We start from the raw sequence: 22,907 nt of genomic DNA on the forward strand, positions 1-22,907 counted from the left end.
AGGATATATGGCGGGAATCACACCTTGTTATACGCCGGCTTCTGGCCACTGTTGGCACTGAAACCAGTGTTGCGTCGAGCGTGAAAAATGAGGTGACACGCGACGATTAGCCGCGATATAACCGGCTCAGAGCGACCGGGTGTCGACTGGCGACCCGTTGACGGTGACCGTGAGGCCAGCTGGGCCGTCGAAGCTCGTGAGTTCGCCCGCGAACTCGTAGCTGTCGATGCCGCCCGCGACCGCACCAGTTGCGGTCTGCCCGGAGATGGAATCTTCCGAGTCGATGGTCGCGCCGTTCGCCTCGCTCTTGCGAATCCCGCCGCTGGCGGCGAACTCGTACTCCGCGATGTTCGAGGCGCTCCCACCGCTGATGCTGATGACGTTGTCGTAGCCGTAGTCGTCCGGGTCGATTTCCTCGTTGTTCAGGAGGACCGTGGCGTCGCCGTCGAGGGTTACGTCCACGAGTTCACCGACGACCTTGTAGCTATCAGTACCGCCTGCCACCGCGCCAGACGCGGTGTTGCCCGAGAGGTCGTCGCCTTCGTCCTTCGTGGCGTCGTTGGCCGTGCTCTTGACGAGGTCCTTGCTCGCCGTGAGTTCGTAGTTGACGACGTCGCCCGCGTCGCCGACGATGCTCACGATGTCCGCGTCATCCGAGGATTCCTGTTCTGGCTCTGCGGTGACGAGGTCTTCAGGGTCGACTTCCGAGCCGTCGACCGTGACCGTCGCCTCGCCGTCGAGAGTGAACTTCGTGAACTCGCCGTCGAACACGTAGCTGTCGGTGCCGCCCGCGACTGCGCCGTCCGCGCTCGACCCGGAGAGGTCGTCGCCGGGGTCTATCGTCGCGTCGTTCGCGTCACTCTTTTCGAGCGACCCAGTGACGGCGAACGCGTAGTTCGTGACCTGCCCGTTCACGCCGGTAATCGAGAGGATGCTGCCGTCTGCTGGCTGCTGTTCTTCCTCGTCTGGCGCTGGTTCTTCTTCCACAGTGCTAGTGGTCGTTGGAGCCGAGCTGTCCGTGGAGGACGCACTGCCGTCTGCGGCCTCCTCCGGGGACTGTGGCACGCCCGCTGGGACGCGGATGTTCGGCGCGTCTGGACCGGTTTCGGTGGAGGACGCCACTTCGACGTAGTCGCCGAGGGTGCGCCCGTTGATACGGGAGTTCTCGAATCGAACCGTGCTGCACGCGCCGTAGGTGCTGTGATCGGTCGATTGTGCGACCGAGGAGCCACAGGCGCTGTAATCCCAGTTGTCGGTGCTGCACGTATTCGAACCGGTGATGTTGAAGTCACAATCGGTGACCGTGATGACCTGGGATGGGTCACCGTAGCCGGTGTAGATGCCGCGGCTGTTCACCACGTCGGACTGCCCAGCCGAAGTGTTCATTTCTGGACGGACGTTGCCCGTGTTGTGGAACACACATCCCTTCACGACGGTGCCGTCTGCGGCCAGCCGAAGGTGGGAGATGTTGTTGTCGCGGAAGTAACAGTTCTCGAACGTGTAGTTGCCGCCCTGCCCGTCGGTCGAACCCGGACCAGTCACCCGACCAGAGCCAGCGGCGTAAATCGCGTTGTCGGACCAGCCGGCGACGTAACAGTTGCGGATGGTCACGTGACCGGAGTGTTCCGGCCCAGAGAGCATCGCACCCTTGCTCGAAATGCCCCATTTGAACCCGTCGCCGAGGTAGACGTTCTCGATGAGGCCGTTCCCGTCGAAGCGGAAGACGTAGCCGTAGCCGCCGTCTTCGCCGACGTCGAACTGACCCTTGATACCAACGTTGCGGATGGTCCAGTCGTTGCCTTCCGCCTTAATGAGCAAGTCTGCCCCGGACGCGCTCACGTCGATGAGAACGTTTTCGAGCGTCTCTCCGCTTCCAACACGAAGGGTCCGCCGTTCGTTCTGACTCAGTTTAATCGTCGAATAATCGGCTGCTGCAGTGCCACTTGCAGCGCCCAGTCCGCCGACGACGGCTGCTGAGGTGCCGAGTACCTTGAGGTAGTCACGGCGTCTGAATAATTTATCATTATCTCCGATAGTCTCACCACTGCGTCGTTCCATGTTCGGTGAATCTACGTTCCATAAAAGAGATTTCCGGCAACTTTGTTACCAGATTCGGTTGTGAACGTACCGGGTTGGATTGTTTCGCGACCAGATACCTGGATTACAATTAATATTCACGGGAAACTGAGTACCAGAAATACCTGACTCTCGGGTCGAGACGAGTTCAAAATCGAGAACGTTATGCGTCAATTAACGGGGCTGCCGTGACTTTTGAAGTCTCACGAGAAGTGACCAATCGGCGGAAGCTGACGACGGTGCGCGGCAGCGCCGCGCCAAGCAGGGGGCGTTGTAGTTCGAAAAATAGCAGTCGCTCATCGAAGAAGTGGGTTGAAAAAAGACTCGCGTCGGAATCGTGACCGAGGCGGTTCAGTAGTCGTCTGGGTCGATCGCCTTACCGTTGAGCGCGACCGCTGCGTGGCCGTAGAGGGTGACGTCTACGAGCTCACCGCTGAACTCGTAGCTGTCGGTGCCGCCCTCGATGAGGCCGGTCGCTCGAGAGCCCTGGACGTCGTCCTGTGGGTCGACGGTCGCGCCGTTCGCGCCGGTCTGTTCGAGGCTCCCGGACACTTCGAGTTCGTAGTTCACCGGATCGTTCGTGAAGCCGGTGATGGAGACGACGTTGCTGCCCGACTGTTGGGCGTCGGTGTCGTCTGCCGTCTCCGTCTCTGCGTCGGTGTCGTTCGTGGAGGTGGATCCGCCACTGGTTTCCGCGTCGCTCGCCGTGTCCGAGGCGCTCGCGCTCGCGGCTTCTTCTGCGGATTTCGGGACGCCTGCGGGAACTTCGATGTTCGGCGCGTCGGCACCCGTTTCGGTGGAGGACGCCACTTCGACGTAGTCGCCGTGGGTCTGGCCGTTGATACGGGAGTCCTGAATGCGGACCGTGCTGCACGCGCCGTAGGTGCTGTGGTCGCCGGAGTGGGCGACGGACGCGCCACAGGCGCTGTAATCCCACTCATCCGAGTTACAGGTGTTCTGGCCCGTGATGTTGAAGTCACAGTCCTCGACGGTGATGACCTGGGATGGGTCACCGTAGCCGGTGTAGATGCCGCGGCTGTTCACCACGTCGGACTGCCCAGCCGAAGTGTTCATCTCCGGGCGCACGCGGTTGGTGTTGTGGAACACACACCCTTTGACCGTCGTCCCATCCGCCGCGAGGCGGAGGTGGGAGATGTTGTTGTCGCGGAAGTAACAGTTCTCGAACGTGTAGTTGCCGCCCTGCCCGTCGGTCGAACCCGGACCAGTCACCCGACCAGAGCCAGCGGCGTAAATCGCGTTGTCGGACCAGCCGGCGACGTAACAGTTGCGGATGGTCACGTGACCGGAGTGTTCCGGCCCAGAGAGCATCGCACCCTTCGAGGATTTGCCGAACTTGAACCCATCACCGAGGTAGACGTTCTCGATGAGGCCGTTCCCGTCGAACCGGATGACGTACCCGTGACCACCATTTTCACCGACGTCGAAAGTTCCAGTGACCCCGACGTTCCGGATGGTCCAGTCGTTACCTTCCGCTTTAATCAGGAGGTCAGCGCCCTTCGCGCTCACGTCGATGAGGACGTTTTCGAGGGTTTCACCACTGCCGACGTGGAGCGTTTTCGCCTCGCCGGCACCGACGTTAATCGTCTCATACTCCGCGGCCGCTGCAGTGCCACTTGCAGCGCCGAGTGCACCGAGCGACAGCGCCCCCGCGCCGACCGCACGGAGGTAGTTGCGACGGTTGATTAATTGCTTATTTTCGCCGAGTTTCTCACCACTGCGTCGTTCCATATTTGGGCAATCTTCGTCCACCTAAAGTGAGTTCGGGCATAATTACTACCAACTACGAGGGCATTGCTACCGGCCACCCTTTTTTCGCGACCAGATACCTGGATACCAACCTCTAAACAGGCGCCTTACAGCCTCTATTTACAGAATTTCGGGAAATGCTGGAATTTGTGGTTGAGAGAGAGGTCGCCTTCGCCACGCACCCTGCACGGCGGTTCTCAGGGGTACGATTGGTGACCACTCGCCCGATCACCGGCCATTTCGGCGGAAATGCGGGGTCCGTCCACTCTCCAGAGGGTCGTAAATTCCGTTGATTCACGAGTGCGTGAGAATGTGTAACAAACCAGGTTAGGCGACTGTTTCGATAAAATCGACGTTAAAACCGAATTTCACCTCTGTTCAGGCCACGCATAACAAAACAAAAATCCGGCGTAGCAGTAGCAACGTGATTATGGTACTGACAGTCTGGCAGTCACTATGTCAGCAACGGAAATCGGGGATACGGGGCGTCTCGATACCTCTCGCTCGTGTACTGGCGGTGGTTCGATGAACGTCCTCTTCGACATCAACCACCCGGCACACGTCCACCTGTTCAAACACGCCATCTGGGAACTCGAAGCCGAGGGGGCGAACGTCCTCGTCACCTCCCGGAACAAGGAGATGACGACCGACCTACTCGACGCCTACGGCATCGACCACATCCCGCTTTCGAGCCGTCGGCCCGGAACCCTTGGCCTGTTCGGCGAGTGGGCAATCCGCGAAGCACGCATGCTGAACGTCGCCCGCAAGTTCGAGCCCGACGTGGTCGTCGGTCGCCTCAACCCACCGCTGGTCCACGTCTCGAAGCTCCTCGGCGCGCGGAACGTCATCGTCATGGACACGGAAATCAAGTCCGCGGCCATCGACCGCGCCTACTCCGTGCTCACTCACCCGTTCATCGACGTCTACTGCACGCCACCGAGCATCAAACCACCCAACGAGGGCATCGAACACCATCTGATGGACTTCCAGGAACTCGCGTACCTGCACCCGAACTACTTCACGCCAGACCCGTCGATTCTCGAGTCGTACGGCGTGGACCCGGACGAGACGTACTTCGTCCTCCGGTTCGCCGGCTGGGACGCATTCCACGACGTGGGCTTCTCCGGCCTCTCGCCGGACGGGAAGCGAGAACTCGTCGACTACCTCGCCGGCCACGGCAAGGTGTACATCACGAGCGAGAGCCCGCTCCCCGAGGAGTTCGCCGAGTACCGACTCCCGATTCCCGCACACCTCGTCCACCACCTGCTCTACTACGCAGACCTCTACGTGGGCGATTCGGGGACGATGTCCTCCGAAGCGGCCATCCTCGGGACGCCCGCCGTTCGCGTGAGTTCGATGGTGAGCAAGGATACGGAGAGTATCTTCTACGAACTCGAACACGAATACGGCCTCATGTTCGCCTACGCGGACGAGGCAGCCGCGATGGCGAAGGTCAAAGCCATCGTCGAGGCGCCCGCGACGAAAGCCGAATGGCGCGAAAAGCGCGACGTGCTCCTCGCCGAGAAGGGCGACGTGACCACCCAACTGGTTGACCTCATCTGGGCGGCCGCCGCCCATCCGCGCCCGAGACAGATCGCCGTCGAAACGCCCCCCACAAAAGTAAACGGACACCAATGAGCTACAAATCGGTCGCCCCGTCCCCCCAACTCACGAATGATGAGCGTCCGATTCGCGTCTTGAACCTCGTGACCAGCCCCTCGGCTTCGTTCTTCCGACAGCAGGTCAACGCCCTCGAAAAGCGCGGAGTTTCCTGTACGGACCTCCCCGTCTCCGAGATGCGGCTGATGACCGACGAAGTCAAGGAGCGTCGACCGGCGACCGACTACGTTCGGTTCTACGCCAAAGCGTTCAAGGAATCGTTCGGCGAGTTCGACCTCGTCCACGCGAACTCCGGACTGACCGCGCCGCCCGCCGTGGTACAACCGAACCTGCCCGTCGTCATCTCCTTTTGGGGGTCGGACCTGATGGGGACGCTCGGGCCGATGAGCAAGCTCTGTGCTCGCCGGGCGGACGCCGTCATCGTCATGTCCCAGGAGATGGCCGACGAACTCGGGATGGACTGCCACGTCATCCCTCACGGCGTCAACATGGAGATGTTCACGCCGATGTCAAAGACGGCCGCCCGAGAACACCTCGGCTGGGACCAGGACGCGACGTACGTGCTCTTTCCCTACCCGGCCTCGCGGGGCATCAAAGACTACCCACGGGCAAAGCGCGTCGTAGACGCCGCCCGGGAGCGATTCGACGGCGATCTCCGCCTCCAGACGGTCTACGAGGTCGAACACGAGGAGATGCCCTACTACATGAACGCCGCAGACGCGATGATACTCACCTCGAAGCGCGAAGGGTCGCCGAACGCGACGAAAGAAGCCCTCGCCTGCAACCTGCCCGTCGTCTCGGTGGACGTCGGCGACATCCAGCAGCAACTCGGCGGCGTTGGCTCAGCCGTCATCGCCAACACGGACGAGGAACTCACCGAGGGTCTGCTGGCGCTGTTGACCGCAGACCACCTGCCCGAGAGCCGCGAGTGGGCGATGCGGACAATGAGCGTCGAGTCGATGGCCGAGCGCATCCACGCCGTCTACGAGCAGGTGCTCGAAGCGAACTGAGGTTTCTTCGTCGTTGAAATTTTAACCAGCGGTTTCCGTTGAGGTGCTGGACAGATAGTGAGTTTTCAGCGGAGTGTTGGAGAGATTAATATATCCGAAGCAACATATTCTGCATATGAACCAACGGTTGTGGACGCAGTTTCTAATCGTCTCTCTGTTGCTGGTCAGCCTCGGTTTTGGCGTCGGTGCCATGCTGACTCCTCCGGACCCGTTCACTCAGGTTCGTACCATTCCAGTAATCCTGCTGATAACGATTCCGCTCTCGTACTGGTTAGTCTACAAAAAGGGACTTCCCGTCTGATTCCGGATTCGAGTGAGGTGACTTCCGCTTCCCCATCCGACAGACATGCGTTCTCCATCAAGCTGGGGATTCGCAGCAACTATTGAGGGTTCGGCAGAGCCATTCGACTGGAAAATTCGTCGTCTATGAGCGCGCCCGTCCAGATGCAACCTCGGCTTCAAACCGCGCCGAGCGCTGCGCGTAAAGGTCCCCGGGTGGACCGACCCACGCGCCGAGCGCCTGGGCGTACTCGATGATGCGCTGATAGAGTTCGCGCTGGCCGGGGAAGTCGCGTGCTGCGAACTTCATCGGGTGCCAGAGGATGGTCATGACGGCACGGTTCTCGTAGGCTTCGTCGAGGACGCGCTTGCACTCGTGCCAGGCGAACTCGAAGTCCACACCGGGGTCGGGAATTGCGTTCTCCATGTACGCGAGCGGGAAGACGACGAACTCGTCGTCGAATGGCCGCTGGACGTCGTAGCCGTGGTCGAACCCGTATTCGCTGCTCGACCCGAGTGAGGCGTCGTATTTGAGCCCGAGTTCCCGGTGGTACTCCCACGTCGTCGGAATCTCCAGGTTCAGGTAGTGCTGGCGGCCGCCGACGATTTCGTGGCCAAGGATGGCTTCGAGCGTCTCCTTTTCGTGCTTGAGGCGGTCGAAATCGTTGTACGAGTCGTACGAACCGTGGAGGCCGACCTCCCAACCGCCCTCGTCGAGGCGACGGATGACGTCGACGATGGCCGGGTCGTGGATGTCGTAGCGCCCGGCGTAGAGCTGCCAGCTCTTCGGGTTGAGCCACTCACGGGGCGGTTTGTCCCGGAACAGGCGTTTCTCGTTCAGGAAGTAGAACGCAGAGCGAACGCCGAGAGACTCCTCGAGCGCCATGATATTCTCGAACTGCCAGTACGGGTTGACGTCCGGCAAGAGCGTCCGCAGGTGGTACGGGTCGCGCTGCTTGAGTGCGTAGTAGAGCGACTGATAGCCCTTGTACGGCCGGTCCACGTCGTGAGTGAGACACAGCCAGAACGTCGGCGCGTCGGCAGACGATGCGTCTCCACTGGCGGTCTGTTCGGTCCGGCCCGTGGCCGCATCCGCAGGCGGTGACAACTGTATCATTCGTTGGCATTTCTCCGCGTGCCAGCAGGATAGTTATACACAGCGTTCCACGGCAGAGTGGCCTTCCCGGGTCGGGTTCGGTCACAGAGGCACGCAGTCTGCCGGTCGGCCCGCGACGGAGGCCGGTAAGAGACCCATAACAAAACTGGCAGCCGGGCTATGACAGGTAACGCACAGCTATGACTCGCTCCATCCGACAGCCACAGACCACAGACCAACTCACGGGGTTCACCCGGTCGCGCGGCCGCGTGAGCAAACTCGCACTCACCGTCGGGTTCGTCGCGCTCTACGTCGGGCTCGTTTCGGCGTACAACGCGCCCGCGACGGGGTACGAACTGTCGATATACGACGCGACGCCGGTCACGTTCTGGGCCGGCATGGCCATCGCCATGTTCGTCGCCCTCGTCGTCGCCTGGCAGGTACGGCCCGAAAATCACATTCGCAAACTGGCACTCGCACTCGCCGTCCTCTCGATCGTGTCGATTGCGGGCCTGCCGATTATCCGCGGGTACTTCTTCGTCGGCGCGGGCGATTCGCTCACCCACCTCGGGTGGATGCGCGACATCGGGAACGGCATCCTCGACCCCGTCTACTTCCTGTATCCAGGGATTCACACCTCCGCGTTGTTCATCGAACGCGTGGCGGGAATGCAACTGGAGCGAGCGACCGAGTTCCTCGTCCTCGCCTACTTCGTCACGTTCGTGCTGTTCGTCGGCCTGACGGTCCAGGCGATCGCGAAGACGAAATACGCCGTCGTGTTCGGCATCTTCGCTGGCCTACTCGCCCTGCCGATAAACAACATCAGCGTCCACCTGCAGCCACACCCGAGCACTGAGGCTATCCTGTTCCTGCCGCTCGTGCTCTACCTGACGGTACGCTACCTGACCAACCGGGAACGAGCAATCTCGATGGGACCGCTCGCCATCACACCGACGGCGATCGTGCTCGCCGTGGCGCTCGCGGGTATCCTGCTCATCCACCCGCAGGTGGCCGGGAACGTCATCCTGCTCTACCTATCGGTCGTGTTCTTGCAGTTCCTGTTCCGGCAACTGCGCGGCGAACACGCCATCAGCAAACACCGACCGCTGTACGCGCACACGGTCTACCTCATCGGAATCTTCGCGCTATGGGCACCGCGTAACCCGCGGACGACCCAGACGTTAGACACCATCGTCAACGCCATCCTGTTCGGCGTGAGCGGGACCGGAGCCATCGACCAGCGCGGTGCGTCGCTCTCGGCCATCGGCGGCAGCCTCGGAGAGCTGTTCTTCAAACTGTTCTTCGTGAGCGTCGTGTTCCTCGGACTCGCGTCGCTGCTCATGGGCCTGAACCTGCGGAAGACGTTCGAGCGGTCGTACCCCTCGAGTGACGGTCTCATCAAGTACCTCACGCTCTCGATGATTCCTCTCGGCGGGATGTTCCTGCTGTTCTCGCTCCTGCAGGGGTCCACTCAGCGATTCCGCTACCTGGGATTCATCATGGTGCTCATCACCATCCTCGGTGCGGTCATGCTCGCTTGGGCGTTCGAGTGGCTCTCCACACGCACCTCGACGCGCATGGTCAAAGGGGCCGCCGTCGTCGCGTTCGCGCTCATGTTGCCGCTGAGCGCCATGACGGTGTACGCCTCGCCGTACATCTACCAGCCGTCGGGCCAGGTCTCCGAGATGCAGATGCACGGCTACGGCACGGCGTTCGACTATCAGGCAGACGGCATCCCCTACACCGGGATTCAATCGGGGCCTGAGCGGTTCGTCCACGCCCACTACGGCACGCCGTTCGTGAACGAAGACGAGTTCGTGCCCGGAGCCGCGGCAGTGGTTCCACAGAGTACCTTCGACGGTGGGACACTGCTCGGCTTCTACGACGAACAGCGATACATCATCTTCAGCGAGGTCACCACGCAACTCGAGATCGACGTGTACAAAGGCCTCCGCTACTCCGAAGCCGGGTTCGACCAACTCGATTCGACACCCGGCATCGCCCAGGTGCACGCGAACGGAGAGGTTCGCGTCTACCTACTGCACCAGAATACGGTGACTAACGAGGGCGACGATTCGACGGCGAGCGCGTAATTCGCGCATAACAAAATCGAATTCAGCAGAATTGCAGACTACGAAAACGCGGGAGAATACAGCAGTCCACATCGCGTGTGCGACGGCGCGTCTTCTCAGGCAGTCACACATCATGAATCAACAAACAAAATCGAGAGCGTTCGTCCTCGGGCTGGACGGCGTTCCGTGGTATCTCATCGAACAATGGGTCGAAGCCGGTGAACTCGGGAATTTCGCGAAGCTCTTCGCGGAGGGAGCTGCGGGCTCTCTCGACAGCACCCGCCCGGCGACGACACCGCTCGCGTGGCCCTCCATCGCCACTGGAGTTCGTCCCGACAAACACAGCATCTACGGCTTCCGCCGCCTCACCGAGAACTACACCCACCAGGTGTACACGGGCAACGACCTCCAGTATCCGGCGCTCTGGGATATGGTCTCGCCGGCGCTCGTCGGGAACGTCCCGATGACCTACCCGGCCCGCGAGATAGACGGCATCATCGTCGCCGGGATGATGACCCCGCAGATCGGTCCAGGCTTTACCTACCCTGCTGAGTTCTGCGACGAGCTCACGGCGAAGATTCCGGAGTACCGCATCGCGCTCAACTGGGCGCAGTACTACGATGCGAAAGAGCAGTTCCTCACGGACCTCGGAACGCTCGTCCACAACCGCCGGGAACTCATGCGGTTGCTCATGGAGCGCGAGGACTGGCGGTTGTTCTTCTTCGTCTACACCGCGCCAGACCGGCTCCAGCACCTCATCTGGGAGGACGACGTGCTGCTCGCCCACTACCAGACCTTAGACGACATCCTCGGCGAGGTCATGGCCTACACCGAGGCCCGCGGGGCGGCGCTCTACGTCGTTTCCGACCACGGCTTCGGCCCGGTCCACAAGAAGGTGGCACTGAACGTGCTGCTCGAACAGGAAGGCCTCCTCGAACCGCGCAAACAGCGCGGCGTGCGCGGGGCACTGTCGCGCCTCGGCGTCACCAAAGAGGGCGTCATGGACGCGCTCGGAAGAGTCGGTATCGACGAGGAGATGGTCGTCGATTACCTGCCCCAGTCGTTCACCACGCAGGTGGCGAAGCAGATTCCGGGTGACCACCCGCTGTTCGACGTCGATTACTCGCAGACGACGGCGTTCGTCTACGCGCTCGGTGAAGTGTACGTAAACGACACCCGCCGCTTCGTCGAGGGCATCGTCGATCCCGCCGAAGTGCCCGCCGTGAAACGGCAGGTAAAGGCGCTGTTCGAGGCGGTCACCGACCCCGAAACGGGCAAGCAGATGGTCGAAGTGTTCGACGGGGACGACCTGTTCCCGACTGACTCCGATTCGCCCGACCTCGTCGTCGAGCCGCGCCCCGGATTCGACATCTCCGCGGCGCTCAGCGGCGACATCATCTCGCCGACGAAGATGGCGGCGAACCACTTGCCAGAAGGCATCTTCTTCGCGTGGGGACCGGACGTGAAACCTGGCGCGCGAACCGACGACGCAACGGTGTACGACGTCGCCCCGACCGTCCTCCACGGCCTCGGCGAACCCGTACCAGAACACACCGACGGGCGCGTACTCGCCGAAATCTTCGCCCCCGACTCAGCGCCCGGTAAAACGGCCGTCCGCAGAGGGTCGTACGCGAAGAAGGCAGCCGTGGGGGCTGTGAGCGAAGACTTCACCGACGTCGAGAACCGACTGCGCGGCCTCGGCTACATCGAGTAAGCGGCTTTTTTCGCGGCAAATTCGCCAACCTGCGTGGGCGTGGCGTGCGCCAAACCGCCCGTTAGCCGCGCTATAACAAAACGAATTTGCGCGTATCTATGGGTATGACTGAGAAGTCTGGGACTCGGCCAAGCCGCCGCGATGTCCTGCGACTCGGGTCGCTCTTCGTCGCGGGGGCACTTGCGGGGTGTTCGTTCGGGGAACGCCCACCCCAGGGGACCGAGACGCCGGACAGCACTACCCAGCAGCCACCCGAGACCCAGACGCCGGACGCGTCGCTACCCTACGACCTGAGCCAGTTCGAAACCGTCGTGAACATGGTCGATGCGGGCGCCGACCCGACCGGGAGCGAGTCAATCGTTCCGTTACTCACCGCGCACGCGGGGTCGAACACCGCACTCTACTTCCCGCGCGGTCGGTACCTGATGGACGACGTCTGGGAGATTCGCGCCTTCGAGAACTTCGGCATCGTCGGCGACAGCGCCATCATCGTCCCGCCGACGGGGTACGACCGCTACCTGTTCAACATCGGCACCGACCAGGAACCCGTAGCGACCGGCCTGCTTTTCGCGGGCATTCGCTTCGACTTCAGAGCGCCGAACACGTCGCCACGCCCGCTCCAAATCGCCGTCACGGACGGCCTCGTCGTCAAGGACGTCCTCGCCGTGGGGTCGAGTGGCACCGCCCGATTCGGCGTCACGGACCCGAACGGCACCGGCCTCGTGGAGGGCCTCCAGTTGCACAACGACGGCGACCTGGACGCCTTCCCGGCAGGCTGTTTCGTCGGGCCCGACAACCTCGGCGAGCTGACGTTCAAAGACTGTCACATCGTCGGATTCCCGAACAACGGTCTCTACGCGTCGAGTTCGGTCGGGCCCGTGAACGTCATCGGCGGCTTCTACCAGAACAACGGTATCGCGAACGTCCGCGTGAGCAGCCCTGCGGTAGTCCGTGGCGTCCACATCCTCTGTGACAGCGCCCCGGCAGGCTTCCAGAACATGCGCGGGCTTCGTCTGCGCAACGGCGAGTCCGTCCTCGTCGAGGACTGCACCATCGAGATGCTCGACGTGACCTACAGCGAGGGCGGCATCGTCATCGAATCGCTCATGGAGTCGGCAACGATTCGCAACACGAAGGTCGTCACCTCCGCCGACGGTGTCCCCGCGATTCACGCGAAGACGCTCGAAAACCGGGACGCGGACGCGGCCATCCGGTGTGAATCGGTCACGATTCGCGGCGACGCGAGCGACGACGCGGCCATCCGTATCGTCGACCGCAACAACTGCGTGTTCGAGGACGTGAGCATCGTCCAGTCGGGTGCCAACCGCGACGGTTTCCACCTGCTGCGGGCGAACAACACGCTGCTTCGCAACGTCGAAATCGCGGTGACGAAGGTCCCCGTCGTGGTGGACCAGTCGGAGTTCGTGAGCGAGAACGTGACCATCGGCACGCCGCTCTGACCGTACGAGTTTTTCAAAGAGCAGCGACAAGCAGTTTTTCTGTTACCCAACGACGAAAAAGCCCGCCGTGAGATATGCGGCGAGCGCCGCCGCGGTGAAGACGCAGATTGACGCGAGCGCGGCCCGGCGGCCGGTGTATCGGCGAGCGGCGACAGTTGCCGGTGTGACCGTCATTATCGTGGCAGGAACCGCCACGTAAAGCACCACACTGAGGACGTACTCGTCGATGCCAGTCGAGTCGAAGACGACGAGTGACACGAATTGTTCGGGCAGGATCGCGGCGACGGAGCCGGCACAGAGGAGGCCAACTGTGATGGCTGCTCGTTTACTGACGGAAGTGCTGGAGGGTCACTGCATCGAGATGGCCTACGCGGTCAAAAGTAATAGAATTTTTACAGTTGTTCGGTCAGGGCGCGAAAGAGCGGCGTTTATTCTTCGATTGCGACCGGGAGGTGGTTTCGCACGAAGGTGAGTTCCTTGCCGATGGTCTTCTCGACGAACTCGACGAACACGGCGTCTTCTGGCTGGAGGCAGCCAGCGACCGTGATGATGACCAGTTCGGCGAGACCGATTGCGACGACGAACGCGACGAGGACGGGTGCAGAGAACGTCACGAGCGTCGAGAGCACGTAGCCAACCGGGGCGAGCACGAGCGGGATGAGGACGTACGTCGTCGTGGTGACCCGAGAGAACGGGGTGATGCCGAATTTTATTCGTAGCACGAGGTAGACGACGACGTTCCGTGCGACGTACGCCCCCGAGGTGGCGACCGCCGCGCCCGCGAAGCCGTAGATTGGGATGAGGACGACGTTTAACACGAGGTTGACCGCGAGTGTGATGATGTCGGCGAACAGCATGTGCGTGGTGTAGCCGAGCGCGGCGAGCGTCGTGCGGTTGTGGCCCATCGTCGCGCTCGTGAAGAAGCCAAGCGATAGGATGGCGAGCGCGATCCCCGCAGGGGCGTACTCGGCGGAGAAGAACATCGTGAGGATGTCGTCTGCGAATACGAGCACCGCGAGGAACGCGGGGAAGGTGGCGACGAAGCCCCACTTGGTCGTCACGCTGTAGATGGCCGAGATTTCGTGGCGAAGCCCCTCTGCGTCGAGCCGCGAGATGATGGGCAAGTAGAGGTAGCCAAAGGCCGAGACGAACAGCAGGAGGCTGCTCGCGAGCGGGTAGGCAGCGTTGTAGAGGCCCACCTCGGTCGAGGAGCGGAAGAAGCCCACCATGAGCGTGTCCATCTGCGTGAGCAGGACGGTGAGAAACATCGCGAGGATGAGCGGCGCGGAGTAGGCAACCAGTTCCCGCGAGTGGGTGCGCACCGGGCCGACGAGCGGGACCAGGCGATTCGCGAAGTAGTGGACGACGAGCAGACCCACCACGGCGGCGACGGCGTAGGCGTAGCCCACCGCGAGGATGGAAAAGCCGGCGGCGAGGATGCCCACGAGCAACAACAGGCGCAGGCCGGGGTGGATGAGGTCCTCGGCGTAGAATTTGTACTTCGTGTTCTCCATCCCGCGCAGGAACCCGATGCCGATGGTGACGCCGACGTTGAGCGGGATGATGAGGATGAACAGGCGAAGCAGGTCGGTCGAGACCGCGTCGTCGTAGAAGTAGTGGGTGAGCAGGTCGATGTTCAGGAGGAGAATCATGACGACGAGGAGGCTCGTCGCCAGCGAGAAGGCGAAGCCAACGAGCCACACACCGCGGACGTCGCGGTCGTCCTCGTAGCGCGAGACGTAGCGAGGCATCCCGTGGTTCAGGCCCACGAGCGCGAGCGTCGAACCGATGGCCATGATCGAAAGCCCAATGGTGACCTCGCCGTAGACGGCGGGGTCGAACATGCGCGCGATGACGACGCGCTCTGCAAGCCGGGAGACGGAGGCGAGAATGACGCCTACGAAGACGATTGCAGAGCTTGCGAGCAGCGCCAGGAGGTTATCGTTGCGTGTAGACATACTCGAAGGTGCGACGACTGGGCGGTCCCACATCGTCGCTATCTACTCTTCTACAGGTCGAATCGAGGCTTCGTTATGGGGCGACTACCGGCCGACACCAGCCGAGAATACAGCGTTATGCGGACCCCACAGCGGCAGAAAACAGTGTCGAGGAGCGAAACTGGCAGATCAGCCGAGCAGTCGTTCACAGAAGGTCATGTCCCAGCCGGTCTCGGCGATGAGCGCGTCGGCGATTTCCGGGTCCGCCTCGGGAGCGCCGAGCAGGCCAACGAGGAACCACGAGCGGTCGGTGAACCGCGAGAGCGGGAACGAGTCAGAACGCAGGAACCCGTACGCGGCGAGCACCTGGTGCGGGATGGCACCCGCGGATGCGGAAATGATGTCGACATCCGCAAAGTCGGCGACGATGCGTCCGAGGAGACACGAGTACGTCGCACCGAGTGCGTCGCCGCCCGCGAGCGGGAGCACCTCGGTAAGGTGGGCACTCGTGAGGCCCTCTGGGGACGTGTGAACCCCGACGACGATGGCAGCCTCGCGGACACCGTCTCTGCTCGCGGAGTACATCACGAAGTCCACGTCTGGCTCGTCGAAGCGCCACTCGTAGAGCGCCTCGTCGCGTTTCAGGTGCGGGCGGTCAGTTTTCACCGACTCGTACACCTCGACTAAGATGTCGGGGCGCACCGTCTCGTGGCGCGTGACCGTGATCTTCTTGTCAGTGAGTTTGAGGCGGTCTTGGATGCCGTTTTTCACGCGGTAAAGTGGACTCGCGACGCGCGAGGCGAGACGGAAGGCCACAGACTGGTCGGGCGAGGTGAACGCCCGTAGGTTCTGGAGGCGCTCGTACTTCACGAACGGGCCGAGGTCGTGGTATGTCACATGGTCGTCGTTCATCTTCAGCATCCCTCGCCGGGAGGGTTCGTTCGCGTAGGTGAACGTGACCGCGTAGTCGTCGTAGCACTCGGCTTTCATCCAGTCGTACATCTTCGTCATCAGCCCCTGGCGGCGGTGGTCGGGGTGAACCATCAGGTCCACCAACTGAATCGACATGACCGTCTCGTCGCCGACCCGAATCGGAAGCGGCAACACTGGCCGGAACCCGCCGATGTCGCCGTCTTTTTCCGCAACGATGACCGGAACGTGGTTCGCGTACGGGTTCTGTTTGTACTTCCAGTCGAACCACTCCGGGGTGCATCCACTGAACGCCAGGCCGTAGAGGTCGACGAAGGCGTCTTCGTCACCAGCTTCGTACCAGCGGACGGTGTACCCTCCCTCCGGGTGGTCGGTCGTTACTCGCTCCTCGTGAACTGCCATATGCCCAGAGATTTGCCACGAACCGGGTTAAGAATGAATTCCCTAACGGGCGGTAAGCGCGGGAAAAAGCCGTTGTACGGGTCGTTCGCGGGCGGTTAGCCGAGCAAGCGCACCGAGAACGACGCGTCCCACCCGTCCGTACTCGTAAGCGGCGTTTCGATGTCTGGGTCGGCCTCGGCGACGCCGAGTGGACAGATGAGCAGGTACGCGGGTGAGACGAGTTTCGAGAGCGGGAAGGAGTCGGTGCAAATGAACCCGTGGGCCGCGAGGACAGCGGGCGGAATCTGGCCGCCGGTCGCACAGAGATGGTCCACGTCGGCGAAATCCGCCACGATGTGTGCGAGGAGCGACGAGAACGCTCCGGCACGGTCCTCGCCACCGGTGAGCGGGAGCACCTCCATGAGGTAGGCGGTCGAGGGACCGCCCGCGATTCGATCGACGCCGACGACGATGGCCGCGACGGGAAGGGCGTCGCGCTGGGCGACGTAGGTGACGAACTCGCGACCCGGCTCGGCGAATCGCCAGGCGTAGAACTCGTCGTCGCGTCGGATGTGGGCCTGCTCGGGGACGGAGAGTCGGTAGAGACTCGAAAGAAGTGAGACGGGCACTGATTCGTGGCGCGTGACCGAAATCGTCGGGTCGCCCCGCGCGAGGCGGTCGTACAGCAGGTGTTTCAGGCGGTAGGCCGGGTTCGCGGCCGCCGCGCCGAGACGCAGCGAGAGCGAGTGGTCCTCGCCGACGAACGCGGAGACGTCGTTGACGCGCTCGTATTTCACGAACTGACCGAGGTCGTGGTCGGTCCAGCGTTCGGTCTGCATCTTGAGAATCCCGTCTCTCGCCGCGGACGTCGCGTAGGTGAACGTCGAAGCGAACTCGTCCCAGCAGGTGGTCTTGAGCCATCGCGAAAGCGTCTGCATCAGCCCCTGACGGCGGTGGTCGGGGTGGACGACGAGGTCGACGAGTTGGACCGTCGAGACCGTGCGCTCACCGAGTTGGAGCGGGAGCGGGATGAACGGGCGAACCGCCCCGACTTCGCCGTCGCGCTCGGCGACGACGATTGGAACCCGGTCTGTATACGGATTCTGTTCGTATTTCCACGAGAACCATTCGGGACTGCACTCGCTGAAGGCGAGTTCGTACAGGTCGATAAATGCGGCCCGGTCTCGGTCTTCGTACCACCGGATGATGTACTCGCCACTGACCGTTTCTGTGGCTTGTACTTCCGTTTGTACTGACATACGCAGAACAGTTGTGCAGATTGAAAGTTAATAATAGAGTTACTAATATTTTATTGATAGGTTATTAGACCGTATGTTTGCGAGGGAATAAATCGCCGAAACCACCCTACTGGACGTGGTTAGACCCCGCTTGCTCGTCCCGCTTGGCCGTCGACGGGTCGGTCCCGAAGGTAGAACAGTACATGGCGACACAGAGGTCTGAGCGCCGATGTTTCGGCCGAAGCGTTTCGAAGAGGCGTTTGAGTCGCATTTTAGGTAAGCCTAAAACATGAGGCGACAAAAAGCTGTTGTCGCCGGTACCGACATAACCGCTCTCTCCGTACACTCAGCCGATGGGTATTCTCACGAAGCTGCTTGGGGCGAACTGGGAATGTGCGAACTGTGGCAAGGAGTACCGGAAGGCACCGCGGCAGTGCTCTCGCTGTGGGCACACCGTGTACGACCGGGTCCGGAAAGACTGAAAAATCCGTGCGGGTCGATTACGAGACTTGACCGCGGATCTCGCCGCTCGGGTTCGCCTGCGTGTGGACGTTGACGTAGGCCTCGCCGGCCTCGATTGCCGCGACCACGTCCGCCACGGATTCCCAGCCACACTCGTTGTCTTCGTCGGGTGCGGTGATGTCACCCTCGGCGAGGACGCCGGATTCCGAGACCGGGTCGCCACTGTAGAGCGTGACGCCGACGGGACCGTTTTCGCCAGCGACCGCGCAGTGGATGTGTGCCGCAACGACGTTTTCGATGGTATCGACCGAGACGCTGTAGCTTAGCGTTTCGCCCGCCGAATCCAGTTCGAACGTCGCCTCGCCGGAGGCGTCCGTCTCCACGGGCGGGACTTCCTCGTCACCCGAGAGCGTCGCACTGAACGTGGTCGGTTCTGGCTCCGGTTCGGGTTCCGATTCGATGCGTTCGACGTGGACCAGTGCGGCCGGTTCGTCCCAGTCGTATGTGTCCGGGTTCATGTCACCGTCGCCCGTGATGCCACGGTGCGGTCTGATGACGTCGTCCTCTGCGAGGTCCGGATCAGATTGGTCGGTGCCGACGGGCGTCCCGCCGAGGATGAGCGTCCGCGCCGGCGAGACCATGTCCGTAAAGCGCTCGGTGTTCTGTTCGGTGCCGACGTCGTAGCCGTTCGCGTAGTAGGTTATCGACTCGTTGACCTCAGTCGGGAGTCGAACGGTGTCGAGTCCGACGATGCCGTCGTTCGTGGCGACGAGCATGCTGACGAACGTGAGGAACTCGGCCGACGAATCGGCCGTCAGTTCGAGCGACGTGTAGTACGGCAGGTCCGTGTTTCCGGGGTCGCCCTTCGGAACGAGCGGTGACTCACCGACCGCTGCTCCCTTGATTTCGTCGGTCGAAGCGACGAGGTCGAGCAGTGGCTGGAGATTGCCGTTCTCCGCGAGTTCCTGCGTTGCCTCGTTGGCCTTCTCTCCGACGGCGAACACCTCTACTGCGGCGGTGTGGGCCGCCACTGCGGGCGGCGTAAACGGCTGACCGCGCGTGAGGTTGGCCACGGTGACGCGGTAGGTCCGCATCTCCGTCTCGCCGTCGTCACCGTCTCCGTTGGTGTCGTCGTCGGGTGTCTCGCCGTCGTCCGGTGTTTCACCGTCGTCTGGCGTCTCGTCGTCGTCTTCTTGCGCGAAGGCGGAGCTCCCGCCGAGGGCGATGCCCCCGAGCGCGACGCCGCCGATACCGAGTGCGCGCCGTCGAGTCAGGCCGAATGGTACCTCATCCGCGTCGGCTGGTTCGGCTGTCAGTTGGCTGTCTGGTGGTGTTGACATGCGGTTCACCTCTCCCCTACGGAGGGTGGGTGAACTTACGCTGGAACTGGTTTGGTTATACCAGAAGTAATTAAATTAAGTTCAGGAATTGCTACAATGAACAGTCATTCGTGAGCGACACTTCCCGACCGATACCCATTCTTCCAGACCGGTCAGCCACAGAGACGAACGAAAATTCGACCGACAAAGAGCGAGTTATCTGCATACTGGTAGGAAGCCGATTCATTTTAAGAGGCTGGCTAGAGAGGATAGCGGTAATGCAAATTCTCGTGACAGGTGGGGCCGGTTTCATCGGTGGTCATCTCGCAGAACGGTTCGCAGGCACCGGCCACGACGTGGTCGTCCTCGACAACTTCGACCCCTACTACGACGTTCGCATCAAGGAACACAACGTGCAGGGGGGACGCGACGCCGCAGCGGAGAGTGGCGGTTCGTACGAACTCGTGGAGGGTGACGTGCGCGACGAAGCCCTCGTCACCGACCTCGTCGCGGACGCAGACTACGTCTATCACCAGGCCGCACAGGCTGGCGTCCGGACGAGCGTCGAGAACCCGAAAAAACCGAACAGCATCAACGTCACCGGGACGCTGAACGTCCTCGACGCCGCACGAGAGGCGGACGTCTCGCGAGTGGTCCTCGCCAGTTCGTCTTCCGTCTACGGTAAACCCGAGTATCTGCCGTACGACGAGGAACACCCCACGACGCCCGTGAGCCCCTACGGCGTCTCGAAACTCGCCGGGGAGCAGTACGCCCGCGTCTACAACGAGGTGTACGGCCTGCCGACGGTGTCGCTTCGCTACTTCACCGTCTACGGGCCTCGAATGCGCCCGAACATGGCCATCTCGAACTTCGTCTCGCGGTGTCTCAACGACAAGCCGCCCGTCATCTTCGGCGACGGCAGTCAGACGCGCGATTTCACCTACATCGACGACATCCTCGCCGCGAACGAGGCGCTCCTCTCGACGAACGCCGCAGACGGCGACATCCTGAACATCGGTTCGACGGACAACATCGACATCAAGACGCTCGCCATCGCGGTGCGCGACCAGCTCGCCCCGGACCTCGAACTCCAGTTCGGCGAGCGAAACGAGGCCGACGCAGAGCACACCCACGCGAACGTCCAGAAGGCGCACGACCTGATTGGCTACGAGTCCACGACCACGATACGCGAGGGCGTGGCTCGGTTTATCGACTGGTACAAGGAGAACCGCGAGTGGTACGAACCGCTCGTGCTCGCCTCGTAATCAGGCCTCGACGGTCGGCGTCGCGAGGTCGAACCCGCCGTCGAAGCGGTCGAAGGCGTCGAGCGCACTGGCCGCGTCGGCGGTCGAAAGTTCGCGGTCGTCGAACACGGACCGCTCGTAGAGTAGCGTAATCCGGCGCAACTCGCGCAACTGGGGAGCCGACATGCCCCGTCGTTCACAGGCCACGACGAACTCCCAGTGGGTCAGGTTCTGTGGCACGGACACGACGTCTGCGAGTCGCGTGCGGAGGTCGGTATAGGCAAGGACGACGGCGAGGTCGGTCTGGTTCTCGCGAACGTACTGCTGGAGCGTCGAGAGCAGCGACTGCTCTTTGGCCGCGACGTCGAGTGGTGAGAATGTTGTCTCGGCGTCCGATTCCCCGCTGCCGTTAGCGAGTGCGTCGCCGGTTCTGACCGTCTCGACCCAGGACACGACGAGTGGATTCCAGCGGGCGACCCGCCAGACGAGGACGGTGGCGACCAGACTCACGAATTCGAACCACGGTTGCATCGAGGTTCGTTCGACCGGCACGAGCGGCCCGAGATTCCCACCCGTCGATTCGTACACCGCCACGGTTTCGGCCCGCGCCGGTTCGAGGTTCGTCCGCGTCGCGTCGTACTCGGCGACGAACGTAATCTGCGACTGGTTCGGGGCCGTTCGGACCGCCGCCAGTTCGACGAGGGCGACGTACTCGCCGTCGCTCCCGGTCCGGGCGGAACTCACGACTGCGCCGTCTACGAGGATGAGAATCGGCTGGTCGTCCACCGGAGTGCCGGCACCCGTGGTGAGCGTACCGGTGAGTCGAACCGCATCCTGTGTCTCCTGATTGCCCTGAATCGTGAGTTCCGAGGGCGTGCGGGCGATAGAAATCATGGAGCTCGCTTGCGCTTTCGCGAGCGCACGGTCTTCGAAGAGGAATCCGACGACGAGTTCCTGGTCACCGGCCGGGACACCCACTGGAAGCGCCGTCGAGAACGAAAACGAGCCGTTCGCGTCCGTCTGGGTCGTTCCGATGCGCGTGCCACCGATGGTCAACACCACCGGGAGGTTCGACACGTTGTACTGGTCTACGGCGACGCGACCGGTCGCCGTCACCTGTTGGCCGAGGCTCGACCCGTTCGTCGCCCCCGTCAACTGGACGGTCGGCGTGACCTGCGAGACGCCTACCGCCAGCGTCTGGTTCGACCCGAGATATACGGACGAGGGGTCGGGCAGGTAACGAACGTCGATAGTGGACGTACCCACGCCGAGCGTGGTTGGCCGGTGTGTAATCGTGAACCGACCGTCCTCGTCGGTCTGGACCAGCACCTCCTCGTCGCCGGCAGTGAGTGCCACCGTCTCGTTTGCGATGGCGGTTCCGTTCGCGTTGGTTACCTGGCCGCTGACGCTGAGTGGGTCGAGAAACGAGGTGTTCTGGGTCGCGAGCGTCGCGCTCAGCGTCGTCTCCTCGAACTCGTCTAGGTTGATGGACTGCTGGCGCTCGGCGATGACCGTCGTCACGTTTTCGACGTTCGCGGTGGGAACGGTGACGTTCGCGATACTCGAATTCGAGAGGCCGTCGTAGTCGGAGAGGAGGTCACTGCTCGTCTCGTTGACCCGCTGTTCGAGCGTCGCGAGGTCGCGGGCGATGAGTCGCGCCCGACCTTCGTCGCCGCCGGTTTTCGCCGTCACGTAGGTGTCGTAGGTCTCCTGATACTCGGTGACGGCGCTGGCGAATTCGCGTTGGGTGTCACGCGTCTCTCGGAAGGAGGAAGCCGTTTCGTTCACGTCCGAGTTCTGGTTGTGTCGGGCGACCGAGACGTACTTGTCGAGGGTGTTGTCGAACGTTGGGCCGAGGATACGCGACGCCTGTGCGTACTCCTCGCGGGTCAACTGGGCCGTACTTTCGGTGAGATAGAGGGCAAGTTGAATCTCCAATCGCCGTTCGAGGCCGCTAATGTCGGACAGTTCGCTCACCCGATACGGGTTCTGATGTCGAATATCAGAGACGTTTTCTGGGTCGGTGGTGTTGTTCGGCGCTTCCTGCGTGGCGGCTGTATTCTCGAAAAGTGATGTGTCTACCTCGCGTTGGCCCGACGCGACCGTCGGCTGGAAACCCACGGCCACGAGGCTCAACACCAGGAAGACAGCGAATACGAGCGCTCCCCCCGACCCTCGTCGCACATCAAGACAATCCGTTTCGCAGGGTAAAAGATATTCTGTTGATAGTTACGTCAATGAACAGGTCAGGACAGTCACGAGTGCTGATAGCTCTCTCGAAAATCGGGGTTTCGGCGGTCGG

16 protein-coding genes are annotated in these 22,907 nt (G+C 62.1%); 6 read left to right on the forward strand and 10 right to left on the reverse strand.

The genetic code is table 11. The features are described 5' to 3' along the window. Nucleotides 1-126: 126 nt before the first annotated feature. Both P0648_RS15350 and P0648_RS15355 read right to left on the reverse strand, forming a co-directional pair. A complete protein-coding gene (locus P0648_RS15350; RefSeq protein ID WP_277504600.1) occupies nucleotides 127-2,058 on the reverse strand; it encodes a right-handed parallel beta-helix repeat-containing protein in 1,932 nt (643 codons plus the stop codon). 369 nt (nucleotides 2,059-2,427) lie between these two features. Then, nucleotides 2,428-3,825 carry a hypothetical protein gene (locus tag P0648_RS15355; RefSeq protein WP_277504601.1) on the reverse strand — a complete coding sequence of 466 codons (1,398 nt, stop codon included), beginning with the start codon at nucleotides 3,823-3,825 and terminating at the stop codon, nucleotides 2,428-2,430. Between the two features lie 474 nt (nucleotides 3,826-4,299). Here P0648_RS15355 and P0648_RS15360 point away from each other — a divergent pair, with 474 nt between their 5' ends. Both P0648_RS15360 and P0648_RS15365 read left to right on the forward strand, forming a co-directional pair. Beyond that, entirely contained in the window at nucleotides 4,300-5,481 is a 1,182-nt protein-coding gene (locus P0648_RS15360) for a DUF354 domain-containing protein (protein WP_277504602.1), read from the forward strand. After that, the gene (locus tag P0648_RS15365; protein ID WP_277504604.1) at nucleotides 5,478-6,473 is read left to right on the forward strand and encodes a glycosyltransferase family 4 protein; all 996 of its coding nucleotides are present in this window, start codon (nucleotides 5,478-5,480) and stop codon (nucleotides 6,471-6,473) included. The genes P0648_RS15360 and P0648_RS15365 overlap by 4 nt, the downstream gene beginning before the upstream one ends. Nucleotides 6,474-6,897: 424 nt before the next feature. Here P0648_RS15365 and P0648_RS15370 read toward each other — a convergent pair whose 3' ends face one another. Next, entirely contained in the window at nucleotides 6,898-7,869 is a 972-nt protein-coding gene (locus tag P0648_RS15370) for a polysaccharide deacetylase family protein (protein WP_277504605.1), read from the reverse strand. A gap of 179 nt (nucleotides 7,870-8,048) precedes the next feature. On the opposite strand from P0648_RS15370, the gene P0648_RS15375 reads away from it, so the two are divergent. From P0648_RS15375 to P0648_RS15385, 3 genes are all read left to right on the forward strand, one after another. Further along, the gene (locus P0648_RS15375) at nucleotides 8,049-9,941 is read left to right on the forward strand and encodes a hypothetical protein (protein ID WP_277504607.1); all 1,893 of its coding nucleotides are present in this window, start codon (nucleotides 8,049-8,051) and stop codon (nucleotides 9,939-9,941) included. A 112-nt stretch (nucleotides 9,942-10,053) separates the two neighbouring features. Continuing rightward, nucleotides 10,054-11,634 (forward strand): alkaline phosphatase family protein, encoded by a 1,581-nt coding sequence (locus P0648_RS15380; protein ID WP_277504609.1) that lies wholly within the window; start codon nucleotides 10,054-10,056, stop codon nucleotides 11,632-11,634. A gap of 104 nt (nucleotides 11,635-11,738) precedes the next feature. Next, on the forward strand, nucleotides 11,739-13,094 hold the full coding sequence (locus P0648_RS15385; RefSeq protein WP_277504610.1) for a hypothetical protein: 1,356 nt from the start codon (nucleotides 11,739-11,741) through the stop codon (nucleotides 13,092-13,094). Between the two features lie 42 nt (nucleotides 13,095-13,136). Here the strand turns inward: P0648_RS15385 and P0648_RS15390 are convergent, their stop codons facing one another. The 6 genes from P0648_RS15390 to P0648_RS15415 all read right to left on the reverse strand — a co-directional run bounded on the left by P0648_RS15390 (nucleotide 13,137) and on the right by P0648_RS15415 (nucleotide 19,382). After that, on the reverse strand, nucleotides 13,137-13,352 hold the full coding sequence (locus P0648_RS15390; RefSeq protein WP_277504611.1) for a hypothetical protein: 216 nt from the start codon (nucleotides 13,350-13,352) through the stop codon (nucleotides 13,137-13,139). 170 nt (nucleotides 13,353-13,522) lie between these two features. Continuing rightward, the gene (locus P0648_RS15395) at nucleotides 13,523-15,052 is read right to left on the reverse strand and encodes a flippase (protein ID WP_277504613.1); all 1,530 of its coding nucleotides are present in this window, start codon (nucleotides 15,050-15,052) and stop codon (nucleotides 13,523-13,525) included. 168 nt (nucleotides 15,053-15,220) lie between these two features. After that, a complete protein-coding gene (locus P0648_RS15400) occupies nucleotides 15,221-16,363 on the reverse strand; it encodes a GNAT family N-acetyltransferase (protein ID WP_277504615.1) in 1,143 nt (380 codons plus the stop codon). 95 nt (nucleotides 16,364-16,458) lie between these two features. After that, nucleotides 16,459-17,601, reverse strand: a complete 1,143-nt coding sequence (locus tag P0648_RS15405) for a GNAT family N-acetyltransferase (protein WP_277504617.1) — start codon at nucleotides 17,599-17,601, stop codon at nucleotides 16,459-16,461. Nucleotides 17,602-17,707: 106 nt separating this feature from the next. Next, the gene (locus tag P0648_RS15410) at nucleotides 17,708-17,851 is read right to left on the reverse strand and encodes a hypothetical protein (RefSeq protein WP_277504619.1); all 144 of its coding nucleotides are present in this window, start codon (nucleotides 17,849-17,851) and stop codon (nucleotides 17,708-17,710) included. A gap of 229 nt (nucleotides 17,852-18,080) precedes the next feature. After that, nucleotides 18,081-19,382, reverse strand: coding sequence for a spondin domain-containing protein (locus P0648_RS15415; RefSeq protein ID WP_277504621.1), 1,302 nt, complete (start codon nucleotides 19,380-19,382; stop codon nucleotides 18,081-18,083). 257 nt (nucleotides 19,383-19,639) lie between these two features. Here P0648_RS15415 and P0648_RS15420 point away from each other — a divergent pair, with 257 nt between their 5' ends. Next, on the forward strand, nucleotides 19,640-20,626 hold the full coding sequence (locus P0648_RS15420) for an NAD-dependent epimerase/dehydratase family protein (RefSeq protein WP_277504622.1): 987 nt from the start codon (nucleotides 19,640-19,642) through the stop codon (nucleotides 20,624-20,626). Here P0648_RS15420 and P0648_RS15425 read toward each other — a convergent pair whose 3' ends face one another. After that, nucleotides 20,627-22,789, reverse strand: a complete 2,163-nt coding sequence (locus P0648_RS15425; protein WP_277504623.1) for a carboxypeptidase-like regulatory domain-containing protein — start codon at nucleotides 22,787-22,789, stop codon at nucleotides 20,627-20,629. Nucleotides 22,790-22,907: the final 118 nt, after the last annotated feature.

The organism is Haladaptatus sp. DYSN1, from assembly GCF_029489995.1.
Classification (GTDB): Archaea; Halobacteriota; Halobacteria; order Halobacteriales; family Halococcaceae; genus QDMS2.